Here is a 13,825-nt window from a genome sequence, read left to right as displayed (position 1 = left end):
AGAGTAAAAATGAAAGTTCGTGCTTCCGTCAAGAAATTATGCCGTAACTGCAAAATCGTTAAGCGTGATGGTGTCATCCGTGTGATTTGCAGTGCCGAGCCGAAGCATAAACAGCGCCAAGGCTGATTATTTCGCATATTTTTCTTGCAAAGTTGGGTTGAGCTGGCTAGATTAGCCAGCCAATCTTTTGTATGTCTGTACGTTTCCATTTGAGTATCCTGAAAACGGGCTTTTCAGCATGGTGCGTACATATTAAATAGTAGGAGTGCATAGTGGCCCGTATAGCAGGCATTAACATTCCTGATCAGAAACATGCTGTGATCGCATTAACTTCGATCTACGGCGTCGGCAAGACCCGTTCCAAAGCCATTCTGGCTGCAGCGGGTATCGCTGAAGATGTTAAGATCAGTGAGCTGTCTGAAGAACAAATCGACACGCTGCGTGACGAAGTTGCCAAATTTGTCGTTGAAGGTGATCTGCGCCGTGAAATTAGCATGAGCATCAAGCGCCTGATGGATCTTGGTTGCTATCGCGGTTTGCGTCATCGTCGTGGTCTGCCAGTGCGCGGTCAGCGTACTAAGACCAACGCACGTACCCGTAAGGGTCCGCGCAAACCGATCAAGAAATAATCGGGGTGATTGAATAATGGCAAAGGCACCAGTTCGTGCACGTAAACGTGTAAGAAAACAAGTCTCTGACGGCGTGGCTCATATCCATGCTTCTTTCAACAACACCATCGTTACTATTACTGATCGTCAGGGTAACGCATTGGGTTGGGCAACAGCCGGTGGTTCCGGTTTCCGTGGTTCTCGCAAATCCACTCCGTTCGCAGCTCAGGTTGCAGCAGAGCGTTGCGCAGAAGCCGTAAAAGAATACGGCATCAAGAATCTGGAAGTTATGGTTAAAGGTCCGGGTCCGGGTCGTGAATCTACTGTTCGCGCTCTGAACGCCGCTGGTTTCCGCATCACGAATATTACTGATGTGACTCCGATCCCTCATAACGGTTGTCGTCCGCCGAAAAAACGTCGCGTATAACGCTCGTTTTTTAGGTTAGTTGGAGATAGAAAATGGCAAGATATTTGGGTCCTAAGCTCAAGCTGAGCCGTCGTGAGGGCACCGACTTATTCCTTAAGTCTGGCGTTCGCGCGATCGATACCAAGTGTAAAATTGAACAAGCTCCTGGTCAGCACGGTGCGCGTAAACCGCGTCTGTCTGACTATGGTGTGCAGTTGCGTGAAAAGCAAAAAGTTCGCCGTATGTACGGTGTGCTGGAGCGTCAGTTCCGTAACTACTATAAAGAAGCAGCACGTCTGAAAGGCAACACCGGTGAAAACCTGTTGGCTCTGCTGGAAGGTCGTCTGGACAACGTTGTATACCGTATGGGCTTCGGTGCTACTCGCGCTGAATCACGCCAGCTGGTTAGCCATAAAGCAATCATGGTAAACGGTCGTGTTGTTAACATCGCTTCTTATCAGGTTAAAGCGAATGACGTTGTTAGCATTCGTGAGAAAGCGAAAAAGCAATCTCGCGTGAAAGCCGCTCTGGAGCTGGCTGAGCAGCGTGAAAAGCCAACCTGGCTGGAAGTTGATGCTGGCAAGATGGAAGGTACGTTCAAGCGTCAGCCGGAACGTTCTGATCTGTCTGCGGACATTAACGAACACCTGATCGTCGAGCTTTACTCCAAGTAAAGCTTAGTACCAAAGAGAGGACACAATGCAGGGTTCTGTGACAGAGTTTCTAAAACCGCGCCTGGTAGATATCGAGCAAGTGAGTTCGACGCACGCCAAGGTGACCCTTGAGCCTTTAGAGCGTGGCTTTGGCCACACTTTGGGTAACGCACTGCGCCGTATTCTGCTCTCATCGATGCCGGGTTGCGCGGTGACCGAGGTTGAGATTGATGGTGTACTTCATGAGTACAGCACCAAAGAAGGCGTTCAGGAAGATATCCTTGAAATCCTGCTCAACCTGAAAGGGCTGGCGGTGAGAGTTCAGGGTAAAGATGAAGTTATTCTTACTCTGAATAAATCTGGCATTGGCCCTGTGACTGCAGCCGACATCACCCATGACGGTGATGTTGAAATCGTCAAGCCGCAGCACGTGATCTGCCACCTGACCGATGAGAACGCGGCTATTAGCATGCGTATCAAAGTTCAGCGCGGTCGTGGTTATGTGCCGGCTTCTGCCCGAATTCATTCGGAAGAAGATGAGCGCCCAATCGGCCGTCTGCTGGTCGACGCATGCTACAGCCCTGTAGAGCGTATTGCCTACAATGTTGAAGCAGCGCGTGTAGAACAGCGTACCGACCTGGACAAGCTGGTCATCGAAATGGAAACCAACGGCACAATCGATCCTGAAGAGGCGATTCGTCGTGCGGCAACCATCCTGGCAGAACAACTGGAAGCTTTCGTTGACTTACGTGATGTACGTCAGCCGGAAGTGAAAGAAGAGAAACCAGAATTCGATCCGATCCTGCTGCGCCCTGTTGACGATCTCGAGTTGACTGTCCGCTCTGCTAACTGCCTCAAGGCAGAAGCTATCCACTATATCGGTGATCTGGTACAGCGTACCGAGGTTGAGTTGCTGAAAACGCCGAACCTGGGTAAAAAATCTCTTACCGAGATTAAAGACGTGCTGGCCTCCCGTGGACTGTCTCTGGGCATGCGCCTGGAAAACTGGCCACCGGCAAGCATTGCTGACGAGTAACCGGATCACAGGTTAAGGTTTTACTGAGAAGGATAAGGTCATGCGCCATCGTAAGAGTGGTCGTCAACTGAACCGCAACAGCAGCCATCGCCAGGCTATGTTCCGCAACATGGCAGGTTCACTGGTTCGTCATGAGATCATCAAGACGACCCTGCCTAAAGCGAAAGAACTGCGTCGCGTAGTTGAGCCGCTGATTACTCTTGCCAAGACTGACAGCGTTGCTAATCGTCGTCTGGCATTCGCCCGTACTCGTGATAACGAGATCGTGGCAAAACTGTTTAACGAACTGGGCCCGCGTTTCGCGAGCCGTGCCGGTGGTTACACTCGCATTCTGAAGTGTGGTTTCCGTGCAGGCGACAACGCGCCGATGGCTTACATCGAGCTGGTTGATCGTTCAGAGAAAGCAGAAGCTGCTGCAGAGTAATCTGCAGTAACGTAAAAAAACCCGCCTCGGCGGGTTTTTTTATATCCTGCTAATCTCGTCTTACCTACAATAGACGTATCTTTTTTGCGCTCTCCGGAGTTTTGCTATGTGGTTACTCGACCAGTGGGCAGAACGACACATTCTTGAAGCCCAACGTAAGGGTGAGTTCGACAATCTTCCCGGCAGCGGTGCTGCGCTCGTTATGGATGATAATTCTCATGTTCCACCTGAACTTCGGTCCGCCTACCGGTTGTTAAAGAACGCCGGCTGTCTTCCCCCCGAACTGGAGCAACGAAAAGAGGCCGTCGAACTGCTTAACCTCATTCACGCTGTCAGGGAAGATGATCCCAACTATCACAGTCTGGCTAAACGTCTTGCTTTACTTGAGATAAAATTACAGCAGGCGGGGATAAAGACGGATTTTCTACAGGGTGAATATGGCGCCAGGTTCCAACAGAAATTCAAAGAGAGATGATCATGTATCGCATCGGTGAAATTGCCAAATTGGCAGAGGTGACCCCAGATACCATTCGCTATTATGAAAAGCAGAAGATGATGGACCACGGTCTGCGAACAGAAGGCGGCTTTCGTTTATATACTGAAGATGACCTTCAGCGTCTGAAGTTTATCCGCCATGCGCGACAACTCGATTTTTCTCTTGAGTCGATCCGCGAATTACTCTCGATCCGTATTGATCCACAGCACCATACGTGTCAGGAGTCAAAAAGTATTGTTCAGGCGAGGCTGAATGAAGTCGAAGCCCGTATTCAAGAACTGCAAACGATGCGCTTATCGCTACAGCGTCTGAACGACGCATGTTGTGGCACCTCACACAGCAGCGTATATTGTTCTATCCTTGAAACCCTGGAACAGGGGTCGAGCGGCGATCCGAAAGGCTGTTGATTTTACCAGCGGCTGGATCTACACTCGCGCCGAAATACACACCAACTGGAGTCATTATGAGCCGTTATCAGCATACGAAAGGGCAAATTAATAATAACGCGATCGAGGCACTACTGCATGATCCCCTGTTTAGGCAGCGCGTTGAGAAGAATAAAAAAGGGAAGGGAAGTTTTTTACGGAAAGCCAAACATGCAAAACGAGGTAACTGGGAGGCCAGTGGCAAGCAAGCAGATAGCTTGTTTACCACTGGCCTTCTGGCTTAATCAGGGGCGATTATTCTGCTGTTTCAGTAAATCACGAATCTCAGTAAGCAATACTTCTTCTTTTGTCGGCGCTGGCGGTGCAGCCGGTTCTTCTTTCTTCTTGCGATTCAGTCTGTTAATAAGCTTGATGGCCATGAAAATGGCGAATGCAACAATCACAAAATCAAAAACATTCTGAATGAAGACGCCGTAGTGCATCACCACTGCTGGAATATCGCCCTGGGCTTCGCGCAATGTTATTGCGAATTGTTTAAAGTCGATTCCACCAATTAGCAGCCCCAGCGGGGGCATGATAATATCGGCAACCAGAGACGAAACGATCTTACCGAACGCTGCACCAATGATCACACCCACAGCCAAATCCACTACATTCCCGCGCATCGCAAATTCGCGAAATTCTTTAATAAAACTCATTATCTTCTCCTTGTGCCAGCTGACGGATTTAAGTTTAACAAATCATTAGCGAATTGCCATTTAAGAGAGAGGCGCGTCACAGAAATATAAGCCATACATATTAACGGGTTAAATAAAAAAGGTGCTAATAACAGCACCTTTCTGAGATTACAGGAAGAAAGGACTTGGCTGGAATAATCTTTCGACGTCGGTAATAAACTTTTTATCCGTCAGGAACATAATGACATGGTCGCCTTGCTCAATGCGTAAATTATCATTGGCAATCATGACATCATTCCCGCGGACCACCGCACCGATGATGGTACCCGGAGGAAGCTTGATTTCGTCGATAGTACGTCCAACTACGCGTGAGGTTGTCTCGTCACCGTGTGCCACAGCTTCGATCGCTTCTGCAACCCCACGACGCAAGGACGACACACCAACAATATCCGCTTTACGCACATGGCTGAGTAAGGCTGAGATGGTTGCCTGTTGCGGAGAGATAGCTATGTCGATGACACTGCCCTGCACCAGGTCGACATAAGCGCGACGTTGAATCAACACCATTACCTTTTTGGCGCCCATCCGTTTCGCTAACATCGCTGACATGATGTTGGCTTCGTCGTCATTTGTTACAGCAATAAAGAGATCAACCTGATCAATATGCTCTTCTGCCAGCAGCTCTTGATCCGAGGCATCACCGTAAAAAACGATAGTGTTTTGCAGTTTCTCCGCCAGCTCTGAAGCGCGTTGTTGATCGCGCTCGATCAGTTTGACGCTGTAATCTTTCTCGAGTTGACGCGCCAGACCGGCACCAATGTTACCGCCACCTACCAGCATGATGCGCTTGTACGGTTTTTCCAGTCGCTGAAGTTCACTCATTACCGCACGAATATGTTGAGATGCGGCAATAAAGAATACCTCATCACCCGCCTCAACGATCGTGGAGCCTTGCGGACGAATAGGGCGGTCATGGCGGAAAATAGCGGCAACGCGCGTATCAATGTGCGGCATATGTTCGCGCATGGTGGACAGTGCGTTACCAATGAGCGGCCCGCCGTAATAAGCTTTCACCACCGCAAGACTCACTTTGCCCTCAGCAAAGTTAACCACCTGCAGTGCGCCGGGATACTCAATCAGGCGGTAGATGCTGTCGATAACCAACTGTTCAGGTGCGATAAGGTGATCGATAGGAACGGCATCGGAGCTGAAAAGCTTATCCGCGTCCCGTACATAATCTGGTGAGCGGATACGTGCGATACGATTTGGCGTATTGAAGAGGGAATAAGCGACCTGGCAGGCGACCATATTGGTTTCGTCAGAGCTGGTCACGGCAACCAGCATATCCGCGTCATCGGCACCTGCTTCACGCAGTACACGGGGATGAGATCCATGACCCTGTACAACACGCAGGTCAAACTTATCCTGAAGTCCGCGCAGGCGATCGCCATTGGTATCGACAATAGTGATGTCGTTGTTCTCACCGACCAGGTTCTCAGCCAGCGTGCCGCCAACCTGCCCCGCGCCCAGAATGATTATCTTCATATCTCTCGACTCGTTTTCAACATCACTCTTTGATTAGCTTAGCGTAAAAGAAGCCGTCGCCTTCTTCAGCGCCAGGGAAGTTTTGCTTCCCAGGCTGCTCGGGCGTGCCAGTTAGCGCCAGACGAGCGTTTGGCGTGCGCTTCAGGAAAGAGGAAATCTGCAGGCTATTCTCTTCAGGCAACACTGAGCAGGTTGCGTAAACCAGCGTACCGCCAGTTTTTAAATGAGGCCAGATAGCATCCAGAATTTCTGCCTGCAATTGTGCCAGCTCTTTGATATCGCGATCGCGGCGCAGCCATTTGATATCGGGATGACGTCGGATCACACCGGTAGCAGAGCAAGGGGCGTCCAGCAGAATGCGGTCAAATTGCGCATCCTCACACCATTGCGCAGGTGTGCGTCCGTCGCCCTGTTTAACTTCGGCCTTCATACCCAAGCGTTTAAGATTATCGTAAACGCGGGAAAGACGTTGCTCGTCAACATCGACGGCCAGTACGCTTGCCTGTGGCGCAACTTCCAGAATATGGGTTGTTTTACCGCCAGGAGCTGCACAGAGATCCAGAATACGTTCTCCGTTCTGCGGGGTAAGCCAGGTCATACAGCCTTGTGCAGAGGCATCCTGCACGGTTACCCATCCCTCATCAAATCCCGGAAGGGCATGTACCGGCGCAGGCGAGGCCAGACGGACAGCATCGGGATAATCGGGATGGGTGTATGCGCTCATTCCGGCCTCTTCAAGCAACTTCAGCCATTCATCCCGGGAGTGATGGTTGCGATTGACACGCAGCCACATAGGCGGACGCTGATTATTTGCTTCAACAATGGCTTCCCATTGCTGTGGCCAGGCTTTTTGCAGGCGTTTCAGGAACCAGTCTGGATGTAAAAAACGTTTCTCAGTGCGGGAAAATTCTTCCAGGAGTTCATCTTGCTGGCGCTGGAATTGACGCAGCACGCCATTGATCAATCCTTTGAGCTGTGGGCGCTTGATTGCGACAGCCCCTTCCACCGTTTCTGCCAGCGCGGCGTGTGGCGGAATACGGGTATGAAGCAGCTGATAGAAGCCAACCATAATCAAGTAGTGGATGGTGCGCTGTTTCCCCGCCATAGGACGAGCCATAAGCTTAGTGATAAGCCATTCCAGCTGCGGCAGTGTACGTAGTACGCCAAAACAGAGCTCCTGAAGCAGGGCTTTGTCTTTGTCGGAAACTTTTTGTTGAAGAGGTGGCAGCACATTGCTCAGTGACTGACCTTGTTCGACCACCTGTTCAATGGCCTGGGCTGCCAGGCTACGTAAGTTTTGTTTTTTCATATGTACAAAAATAAAAATGCCCGGAAACTCCGGGCCTTAATAGAGATATGTTCAGGCGAGATGCGAGCCAGGAATAAACCATTCGCGGCGGGAGTTAAGAATATCCTGCGCGCTCATGGCTTTTTTACCGGCAGGTTGTAGGGATTCCAGGTTAAGGATCCCCTCAGCCGTCGCGACCTGAATACCCTGTTTACTGGCACTTAAAATGGTACCGGGTTGGGCATTAGCCTCACTGGCAATGACCGACGCTCGCCAGACTTTAACAGGCTGACCATCGATCTCCAGCCAGCTCATCGGCCACGGATTAAACGAACGGATACAGCGTTCAAGCTGAGCTGCAGAGAGAGACCAGTCGATACGCGCCTCCTCTTTGCTGAGCTTTTCGGCATAGGTGACCAGCGTTTCATCCTGAACTTCCGGCATCGCACTGTTATCGGCCAGCTGTTTCAGCGTATCGATAAGTCCCTGCGGGCCAAGCTCAGCCAGCTTGTCATACAGCGTGGCGCTAGTATCTTCCGCAGTAATGGGGCAAGCGAGCTTATACAGCATGTCTCCGGTATCCAGACCAACGTCCATCTGCATGATGGTGACACCCGTTTCAACATCACCCGCCCAAAGCGCACGCTGAATAGGCGCCGCACCCCGCCAGCGCGGAAGCAGCGAGCCGTGCACGTTGATACAGCCCAGGCGAGGCATATCCAGTACTGCTTTCGGCAAAATAAGGCCGTAGGCGACTACCACCATCACATCTGCGTTGAGATCGGCAACCAGCTGCTGGTTTTCCTGCGGGCGTAATGAGACGGGTTGAAATACTGGAATATTATGCTCATCAGCCAGAACCTTCACCGGACCAGGCGTCAATTTTTTGCCACGGCCCGCCGGACGATCGGGCTGGGTGAACACCCCAACAACCTGATGGCCAGAAGACAACAGCGCGTCCAGATGACGCGCTGCGAAGTCAGGAGTACCCGCGAATATGATACGTAGTGATGTAGACACGTTATTCCTTGTATCCAGAAATGCTTTAAGCGCGAGTGCGCAGACGATCCAGTTTTTCTACTTTCTGACGAATGCGCTGCTGCTTCAACGGAGACAGATAATCGATAAAGAGTTTACCGACCAGGTGATCCATTTCATGCTGAATGCAGATGGCCAGCAGACCATCGGCTTCCAGTTCGAACGACTTGCCGTCGCGATCGAGGGCGCGGATTTTGACTTTTTCCGCACGTGGTACCAGAGCGCGCTGTTCTGGAATTGAGAGGCAACCCTCTTCAATACCGGTTTCGCCGCTTTTTTCCAGCAATTCCGGGTTGATCAATACCAGGCGCTCTTCGCGATTTTCGGACACATCGATAACGATAATACGCTGATGAATATCGACCTGCGTGGCCGCGAGGCCGATACCTTCTTCGGCATACATCGTATCGAACATATCATCAATGATACGTTGCGTTTCTGCATTCACTTCTTTGACCGGCTCGGCGACTTTGCGAAGGCGCTCGTCCGGGATATGTAACACTTGCAAGACTGCCATAAATTTCCAGAGTCGTGTTCAGGAGTTGATAGAGATTAATAGCTCTATTCTAGACAAATCCCCCTCCGATTGACAGCATCACTGACCAATCGCAAAGATTGCTGAGGCGGCTTATGGCAAGGGAAAGGATGACTTCTACAGAGATATGGTTACGCCTGATCGATATCGGCGAACTTTACGGCGAAAGGATGGTGCTGTTAGTGCAGCGATTGCAGCAGGAAGGTCACATTGATACTGCGATGCTTCTCACGTTGGGTCTGACTCAAAAGCAAACGGAAAAATTCTTTGCCTGTGCACCACACGTTATCGAAAGCAGCCTGCGCTGGCTTGACGAACCAGACCATCATTTAGTTTGTGCTGATAGTCCGCTTTATCCTGTGCAGCTGCGCGCAATAAGCGACTTCCCCGGTGCGCTGTTTGTTATGGGCGAGCCCGCCATACTAAGCTCTGATCAGCTTGCTGTGGTGGGCAGTCGTGCGCACTCCTGGTACGGGCAGCGCTGGGGCTCGCTCTTCTGCGAAGTGCTGGTACGGGCGGGGCTGACCATTACCAGCGGTTTGGCGTGTGGCATCGATGGCATCGCCCATCGTGCGGCACTGGCGGCGCAGGGGAAAACTGTAGCGGTACTGGGCAATGGTTTGTCCAGTATTTATCCTCGCAGGCATGCGTCGCTGGCAGCAAATATCGTGAGCAACGGCGGGGCAGTGATATCGGAGTTTTCACTTGCAACACGACCCTGGCCTGGTAATTTTCCGCAACGAAACCGCATTATTAGCGGCCTGAGTCGGGGCGTTTTCGTGGTTGAGGCCATGCTGCGGAGCGGGTCCCTGGTCACTGCCAAATGCGCACTTGAACAGGGGCGAGACGTCTTTGCCTTACCGGGCGCGGTAGGAAGCCCTGGTAGCGAAGGCACACACTGGTTGATAAAGCAGGGGGCGACACCGGTGACAGCCCCCGAAGAAATAGTAGAAAGTTTGCGATATGGGCTAACGTGGTTGTCGAATCAGCCGGAAATGGCACTTTATTCATCAGATCAGGAGGACGTGGCATTGCCATTTCCTGAGCTCCTGGCTAACGTAGGAGATGAGGTAACACCTGTTGACGTTGTCGCTGAACGTGCCGGCCAACCTGTGCCAGTAACGGTAGCACAGCTACTTGAACTGGAGTTAGCAGGGTGGATCGCAGCTGTACCCGGCGGCTATGTCCGATTAAGGAGGGCATGCCATGTTCGACGTACTGATGTATTTGTTTGAGACTTACATCCATAACGAAGCTGAAACGCGCGTGGATCAGGATCGTCTGACGCGGGATCTTACCGATGCTGGTTTTGAGCGGGAAGATATCTATAACGCCTTACTGTGGCTTGAAAAACTGGCTGATTATCAGGAAGGACTTGCCGAGCCGATGCAGCTCGCGTCCGATCCGTTATCAGTACGCATCTATACGGCTGAAGAGTGTGAAAGGCTGGATGCCAGTTGCCGGGGATTTATCTTATTCCTGGAACAGATTCAGGTGCTAAACCTCGAAACACGAGAGATGGTGATAGAGCGCGTCATGGCGCTGGATACAGCAGAATTTGAACTCGAAGACCTGAAGTGGGTCATCCTGATGGTTCTGTTTAACATTCCCGGCTGTGAAAACGCCTATCAGCAAATGGAAGAATTACTCTTTGAAGTGAATGAAGGTATGCTGCATTAATTCACTATGCAGCACCAAGAGTTGTTATGGCCAAATCAGCACTTTTTACAGTGCGTAATAATGAGCCCTGCCCACAGTGCGGGGCTGAGTTAGTCATTCGGTCCGGGAAACACGGTCCGTTTCTCGGTTGTTCACACTATCCAGAATGTGATTACGTCCGTCCCCTGAAGAGTCAGGCGGACGGGCATATCGTTAAAATTCTGGAGGGGCAGTCATGTCCTGCGTGTGGCAGCGATCTGGCCCTGCGTCAAGGGCGCTTTGGCATGTTTATCGGATGTTGCCGTTATCCTGAATGCACGCATACCGAGCAAATCGATAAACCGGATGAAACGACAGTCGTTTGTCCGCAATGCCATAGCGGTCATCTGGTACAGCGGCGTTCGCGTTATGGTAAAACCTTTCACTCCTGCGATCGCTATCCAGAATGCCAGTTCGTTATTAACTTTAAACCGGTAGCGGGAACCTGCCCTGAGTGTCACTACCCACTACTTATTGAGAAAAAAACGGCCCAGGGTGTAAAACATTTCTGTGCCAATAAACAATGTGGAAAGCCGATACCGGCGGATCAAAAAAGTGAAGAATAGCCTGCCATCTACTTCCGTCTCCCATGCGGTGGAAGTATTAAAAAAAGAAGAAGTCATCGCCTATCCAACAGAAGCGGTATTTGGTGTCGGGTGCGATCCTGATAGCGAAGCAGCGGTTAATCGTCTGCTGGCACTTAAGCAGAGGCCTGTTGAAAAAGGGCTGATTCTAATCGCCGCCAGCTACGAACAGCTTAAGCCTTATATTGATGATTCTGCCTTGACGCCAGAGCAGCGCGACACGGTGTTTGCTGCCTGGCCAGGCCCGGTAACATTTGTCTTCCCGGCAAAACCCTCAACGCCGCGCTGGTTAACAGGGCGCTTTGATTCGCTGGCCGTGCGCGTGACGAATCATCCGCTGGTGGTTGAGTTATGTGAAGCTTTCGGTAAACCTCTGGTTTCAACCAGTGCCAATCTGACCGGGCTTCCGCCATGTCGTACGTCACAAGAAGTGCTGGCACAGTTCGGTGACGATTTCCCTGTGCTGATCGGTGAAACCGGCGGACGCACCAATCCTTCTGAGATCCGGGATGCTTTAACCGGCGAAAGCTTTCGCCAGGGATAATACGATGGAAACCTACGCCGTTTTTGGAAACCCGATTGCACACAGCAAGTCGCCATTTATTCATCAGCAATTTGCGCGGCAGTTAGAAATTGATCATCCGTATGGTCGCGTGCTGGCGCCGGTCGATGATTTTATCGCGACACTGAATAGCTTTTTCGCGGCGGGAGGGCGAGGAGCGAATATCACCGTACCCTTTAAAGAAGAGGCTTTTGCCCGTGCAGACGAGCTTACCGAGCGGGCTTCCCTTGCCGGTGCGGTCAACACTCTTAAGCGCCTGGAGGATGGGCGCTTATTGGGTGATAACACTGACGGTATCGGTTTACTGAGCGATCTGGAACGGCTTTCGTTTATCAAACCGGGTTTCCGAATCTTGTTGATTGGTGCTGGTGGCGCATCACGCGGCGTGTTGCTACCGCTATTGTCATTGGATTGCGCAGTAACCATAACTAATCGTACGTATTCGCGTGCGAAAAAGCTCGCCGCGTTATTCGCCCATACTGGCAGCGTGAGTGCAGTCGCCCTCGATGATCTGGCCGGACATGAATTTGATCTCATCATTAATGCCACATCCAGTGGTATCGGTGGCGAGGTTCCCGCTATTGCAGCGTCGATAGTGAATCCACATACCTTTATCTACGACATGTTTTATCAAAAGGGGAAAACCCCGTTTCTGAACTGGTGTGAACAGCAGGGTGCAAAACATGCCGCAGATGGTTTAGGAATGCTGGTGGGGCAGGCCGCTCATGCGGTTCTGCTCTGGCACGGTGTTCTTCCTGCCGTGGAGCCTGTTATTGAACAACTTAAACAGGAGCTTCAGGCATGAATCAAGCGATCCAGTTTCCCGATCGTGAGGAATGGGATGAAATCAAACAGGCTGTTTGCTTTCCCGCATTAGTGCATGGCATGCAGTTAAGCTGTGCAATAAGCGGCGAGACCCTGCGTAAACGGTTCGGTGGATCTGCGCCGCTGGAGATCTTTCGTGAGAATCGCTGGGATCTTGAAGAAGAGGCCAGCGATTTAATACGCGAGCAACAGGAAGATGATTACGGCTGGGTCTGGCTATCCTGAGCCAGATACTCATCTTTCCATTTCACATAGTTGTTTGCGGAATACTTTAATCCTTCGATTTCGGTCTCTTTAAGAGGCCGTATCTGTTTTACCGGGCTTCCCAGATAGAGGTAACCGCTTTCGAGGCGTTTATTTTGGGGAACTAAGCTGCCGGCCCCGATCATGACATCATCCTCTACTATTACACCATCCAGCAAAATCGAACCCATCCCGACTAAAACCCGGTTGCCGATCGTGCAGCCGTGCAGCATGACCTTATGGCCTACCGTGACATTTTCCCCTATTACCAGAGGATTTCCCTCAGGGTTGTAAGAGGATTTGTGGGTAACATGAAGAACACTGCCATCCTGAATATTGCTGCGCGCACCAATACTGACGTAGTTAACATCGCCACGTATAGCAACCAGTGGCCAAATACTGACATCGTCGCCCAGCCGCACATCACCGATCACGACACTGCTGCTATCGATCATCACGCGCTCCCCTGTTTTGGGGAAAAGATCTTTATAGGAACGTAATACCGCAGACATATACACCTCGACTTATAAGAGCTGAAGCTGACTTTGATCGTGTTTGAGGATCGAAACAAGGGAAAATTCGTCAATATTTAAGCAAATCGGACGGGATTTCAGCGAAAAGAACGGAAAATCAGCAGTCGGGAAAAAAGATCTAAAAAATGCTTGTGCTAAAAACTGGGATCCCTATAATGCGCCTCCATCGACACGGCGGATGTGAATCACTTCACACAAACAGCCGGTTCGGTTGAAGAGAAAAAATCCTGAAATTCAGGGTTGACTCTGAAAGAGGAAAGCGTAATATACGCCACCTCGCAACGGTGA

General features: G+C 51.0%; 21 protein-coding genes. 15 read left to right on the top strand and 6 right to left on the bottom strand.

Annotated features, from left to right (window positions below; genetic code table 11):
- Positions 1-9 precede the first annotated feature (9 nt).
- The 9 genes from rpmJ to WFN75_RS22215 all read left to right on the top strand — a co-directional run bounded on the left by rpmJ (position 10) and on the right by WFN75_RS22215 (position 4,293).
- On the top strand, positions 10-126 hold the full coding sequence (gene rpmJ / locus WFN75_RS22255) for a 50S ribosomal protein L36 (protein ID WP_000868187.1): 117 nt from the start codon (positions 10-12) through the stop codon (positions 124-126).
- Between the two features lie 146 nt (positions 127-272).
- A complete protein-coding gene (gene rpsM / locus WFN75_RS22250; RefSeq protein WP_003863308.1) occupies positions 273-629 on the top strand; it encodes a 30S ribosomal protein S13 in 357 nt (118 codons plus the stop codon).
- A gap of 16 nt (positions 630-645) precedes the next feature.
- Positions 646-1,035, top strand: coding sequence for a 30S ribosomal protein S11 (rpsK, locus tag WFN75_RS22245; protein WP_003863312.1), 390 nt, complete (start codon positions 646-648; stop codon positions 1,033-1,035).
- Positions 1,036-1,067: 32 nt separating this feature from the next.
- Positions 1,068-1,688: a 30S ribosomal protein S4 gene (rpsD, locus tag WFN75_RS22240; protein WP_004868345.1), complete on the top strand. Its 621-nt coding sequence runs from the start codon at positions 1,068-1,070 to the stop codon at positions 1,686-1,688.
- Positions 1,689-1,713: 25 nt separating this feature from the next.
- The gene (locus WFN75_RS22235; protein WP_002919219.1) at positions 1,714-2,703 is read left to right on the top strand and encodes a DNA-directed RNA polymerase subunit alpha; all 990 of its coding nucleotides are present in this window, start codon (positions 1,714-1,716) and stop codon (positions 2,701-2,703) included.
- A gap of 40 nt (positions 2,704-2,743) precedes the next feature.
- Complete coding sequence (rplQ, locus tag WFN75_RS22230; protein ID WP_001216368.1) at positions 2,744-3,127, top strand: 50S ribosomal protein L17; 384 nt, start codon at positions 2,744-2,746, stop codon at positions 3,125-3,127.
- Between the two features lie 106 nt (positions 3,128-3,233).
- Positions 3,234-3,602: a DUF1992 domain-containing protein gene (locus WFN75_RS22225; RefSeq protein WP_336996846.1), complete on the top strand. Its 369-nt coding sequence runs from the start codon at positions 3,234-3,236 to the stop codon at positions 3,600-3,602.
- Between the two features lie 2 nt (positions 3,603-3,604).
- Positions 3,605-4,030, top strand: coding sequence for a Zn(2+)-responsive transcriptional regulator (gene zntR / locus WFN75_RS22220; protein ID WP_046886571.1), 426 nt, complete (start codon positions 3,605-3,607; stop codon positions 4,028-4,030).
- Positions 4,031-4,086: 56 nt separating this feature from the next.
- Positions 4,087-4,293: an alternative ribosome-rescue factor A gene (locus WFN75_RS22215; RefSeq protein WP_046886569.1), complete on the top strand. Its 207-nt coding sequence runs from the start codon at positions 4,087-4,089 to the stop codon at positions 4,291-4,293.
- Here the strand turns inward: WFN75_RS22215 and mscL are convergent, their stop codons facing one another.
- The 5 genes from mscL to def all read right to left on the bottom strand — a co-directional run bounded on the left by mscL (position 4,294) and on the right by def (position 9,074).
- Entirely contained in the window at positions 4,294-4,707 is a 414-nt protein-coding gene (gene mscL, locus WFN75_RS22210; RefSeq protein WP_046886568.1) for a large-conductance mechanosensitive channel protein MscL, read from the bottom strand.
- A 147-nt stretch (positions 4,708-4,854) separates the two neighbouring features.
- Entirely contained in the window at positions 4,855-6,231 is a 1,377-nt protein-coding gene (trkA, locus tag WFN75_RS22205) for a Trk system potassium transporter TrkA (protein ID WP_040078369.1), read from the bottom strand.
- A 22-nt stretch (positions 6,232-6,253) separates the two neighbouring features.
- Complete coding sequence (rsmB, locus tag WFN75_RS22200) at positions 6,254-7,540, bottom strand: 16S rRNA (cytosine(967)-C(5))-methyltransferase RsmB (RefSeq protein ID WP_336996845.1); 1,287 nt, start codon at positions 7,538-7,540, stop codon at positions 6,254-6,256.
- A 51-nt stretch (positions 7,541-7,591) separates the two neighbouring features.
- Positions 7,592-8,539: a methionyl-tRNA formyltransferase gene (gene fmt, locus WFN75_RS22195; RefSeq protein ID WP_336996844.1), complete on the bottom strand. Its 948-nt coding sequence runs from the start codon at positions 8,537-8,539 to the stop codon at positions 7,592-7,594.
- A gap of 25 nt (positions 8,540-8,564) precedes the next feature.
- Positions 8,565-9,074: a peptide deformylase gene (gene def, locus WFN75_RS22190; RefSeq protein ID WP_040078373.1), complete on the bottom strand. Its 510-nt coding sequence runs from the start codon at positions 9,072-9,074 to the stop codon at positions 8,565-8,567.
- A 128-nt stretch (positions 9,075-9,202) separates the two neighbouring features.
- Between def and dprA the strand changes: the two genes are divergently transcribed.
- The 6 genes from dprA to WFN75_RS22160 are packed head-to-tail and all read left to right on the top strand — an operon-like array spanning position 9,203 to position 12,986.
- On the top strand, positions 9,203-10,327 hold the full coding sequence (gene dprA / locus WFN75_RS22185; protein ID WP_336996843.1) for a DNA-protecting protein DprA: 1,125 nt from the start codon (positions 9,203-9,205) through the stop codon (positions 10,325-10,327).
- Complete coding sequence (gene smg, locus WFN75_RS22180) at positions 10,299-10,772, top strand: DUF494 family protein Smg (RefSeq protein WP_040078374.1); 474 nt, start codon at positions 10,299-10,301, stop codon at positions 10,770-10,772. Before dprA ends, smg begins: the two co-directional genes overlap by 29 nt.
- A 26-nt stretch (positions 10,773-10,798) precedes the next feature.
- Positions 10,799-11,356, top strand: a complete 558-nt coding sequence (locus tag WFN75_RS22175) for a DNA topoisomerase family protein (protein ID WP_336996842.1) — start codon at positions 10,799-10,801, stop codon at positions 11,354-11,356.
- Positions 11,346-11,918 carry an L-threonylcarbamoyladenylate synthase type 1 TsaC gene (tsaC, locus tag WFN75_RS22170; RefSeq protein ID WP_046886563.1) on the top strand — a complete coding sequence of 191 codons (573 nt, stop codon included), beginning with the start codon at positions 11,346-11,348 and terminating at the stop codon, positions 11,916-11,918. The genes WFN75_RS22175 and tsaC overlap by 11 nt, the downstream gene beginning before the upstream one ends.
- Before the next feature lie 4 nt (positions 11,919-11,922).
- Positions 11,923-12,741, top strand: coding sequence for a shikimate dehydrogenase (gene aroE, locus WFN75_RS22165; RefSeq protein ID WP_336996841.1), 819 nt, complete (start codon positions 11,923-11,925; stop codon positions 12,739-12,741).
- On the top strand, positions 12,738-12,986 hold the full coding sequence (locus WFN75_RS22160) for a DUF1488 domain-containing protein (RefSeq protein WP_040078378.1): 249 nt from the start codon (positions 12,738-12,740) through the stop codon (positions 12,984-12,986). The genes aroE and WFN75_RS22160 overlap by 4 nt, the downstream gene beginning before the upstream one ends.
- Here WFN75_RS22160 and WFN75_RS22155 read toward each other — a convergent pair.
- The gene (locus WFN75_RS22155; RefSeq protein ID WP_336996840.1) at positions 12,962-13,516 is read right to left on the bottom strand and encodes a gamma carbonic anhydrase family protein; all 555 of its coding nucleotides are present in this window, start codon (positions 13,514-13,516) and stop codon (positions 12,962-12,964) included. The two genes, WFN75_RS22160 and WFN75_RS22155, sit on opposite strands and share 25 nt — an antisense overlap.
- Positions 13,517-13,825: the final 309 nt, after the last annotated feature.

Origin of the sequence: Leclercia sp. UBA7405 (assembly GCF_037152215.1) — a bacterium.
In the GTDB taxonomy this organism is placed as follows: Bacteria; Pseudomonadota; Gammaproteobacteria; order Enterobacterales; family Enterobacteriaceae; genus Enterobacter; species Enterobacter pneumoniae.
The sequence above is the reverse complement of the archived record's forward strand: the minus strand, read 5'-3'. Positions and strand labels throughout refer to the sequence as shown.

What these genes read in the sequence shown, in the direction of transcription:
- trkA (WP_040078369.1), bottom strand. Translation starts at nt 6,231, where the DNA reads ATGAAGATAATCATTCTGGGCGCGGGGCAGGTTGGCGGCACGCTGGCT.
- rpsK (WP_003863312.1), top strand. Translation starts at nt 646, where the DNA reads ATGGCAAAGGCACCAGTTCGTGCACGTAAACGTGTAAGAAAACAAGTC.
- dprA (WP_336996843.1), top strand. Translation starts at nt 9,203, where the DNA reads ATGACTTCTACAGAGATATGGTTACGCCTGATCGATATCGGCGAACTT.
- aroE (WP_336996841.1), top strand. Translation starts at nt 11,923, where the DNA reads ATGGAAACCTACGCCGTTTTTGGAAACCCGATTGCACACAGCAAGTCG.
- zntR (WP_046886571.1), top strand. Translation starts at nt 3,605, where the DNA reads ATGTATCGCATCGGTGAAATTGCCAAATTGGCAGAGGTGACCCCAGAT.
- WFN75_RS22160 (WP_040078378.1), top strand. Translation starts at nt 12,738, where the DNA reads ATGAATCAAGCGATCCAGTTTCCCGATCGTGAGGAATGGGATGAAATC.
- WFN75_RS22235 (WP_002919219.1), top strand. Translation starts at nt 1,714, where the DNA reads ATGCAGGGTTCTGTGACAGAGTTTCTAAAACCGCGCCTGGTAGATATC.
- WFN75_RS22215 (WP_046886569.1), top strand. Translation starts at nt 4,087, where the DNA reads ATGAGCCGTTATCAGCATACGAAAGGGCAAATTAATAATAACGCGATC.
- smg (WP_040078374.1), top strand. Translation starts at nt 10,299, where the DNA reads ATGTTCGACGTACTGATGTATTTGTTTGAGACTTACATCCATAACGAA.
- WFN75_RS22225 (WP_336996846.1), top strand. Translation starts at nt 3,234, where the DNA reads ATGTGGTTACTCGACCAGTGGGCAGAACGACACATTCTTGAAGCCCAA.
- WFN75_RS22175 (WP_336996842.1), top strand. Translation starts at nt 10,799, where the DNA reads ATGGCCAAATCAGCACTTTTTACAGTGCGTAATAATGAGCCCTGCCCA.
- mscL (WP_046886568.1), bottom strand. Translation starts at nt 4,707, where the DNA reads ATGAGTTTTATTAAAGAATTTCGCGAATTTGCGATGCGCGGGAATGTA.
- WFN75_RS22155 (WP_336996840.1), bottom strand. Translation starts at nt 13,516, where the DNA reads ATGTCTGCGGTATTACGTTCCTATAAAGATCTTTTCCCCAAAACAGGG.
- rplQ (WP_001216368.1), top strand. Translation starts at nt 2,744, where the DNA reads ATGCGCCATCGTAAGAGTGGTCGTCAACTGAACCGCAACAGCAGCCAT.
- rsmB (WP_336996845.1), bottom strand. Translation starts at nt 7,540, where the DNA reads ATGAAAAAACAAAACTTACGTAGCCTGGCAGCCCAGGCCATTGAACAG.
- rpsD (WP_004868345.1), top strand. Translation starts at nt 1,068, where the DNA reads ATGGCAAGATATTTGGGTCCTAAGCTCAAGCTGAGCCGTCGTGAGGGC.
- def (WP_040078373.1), bottom strand. Translation starts at nt 9,074, where the DNA reads ATGGCAGTCTTGCAAGTGTTACATATCCCGGACGAGCGCCTTCGCAAA.
- rpmJ (WP_000868187.1), top strand. Translation starts at nt 10, where the DNA reads ATGAAAGTTCGTGCTTCCGTCAAGAAATTATGCCGTAACTGCAAAATC.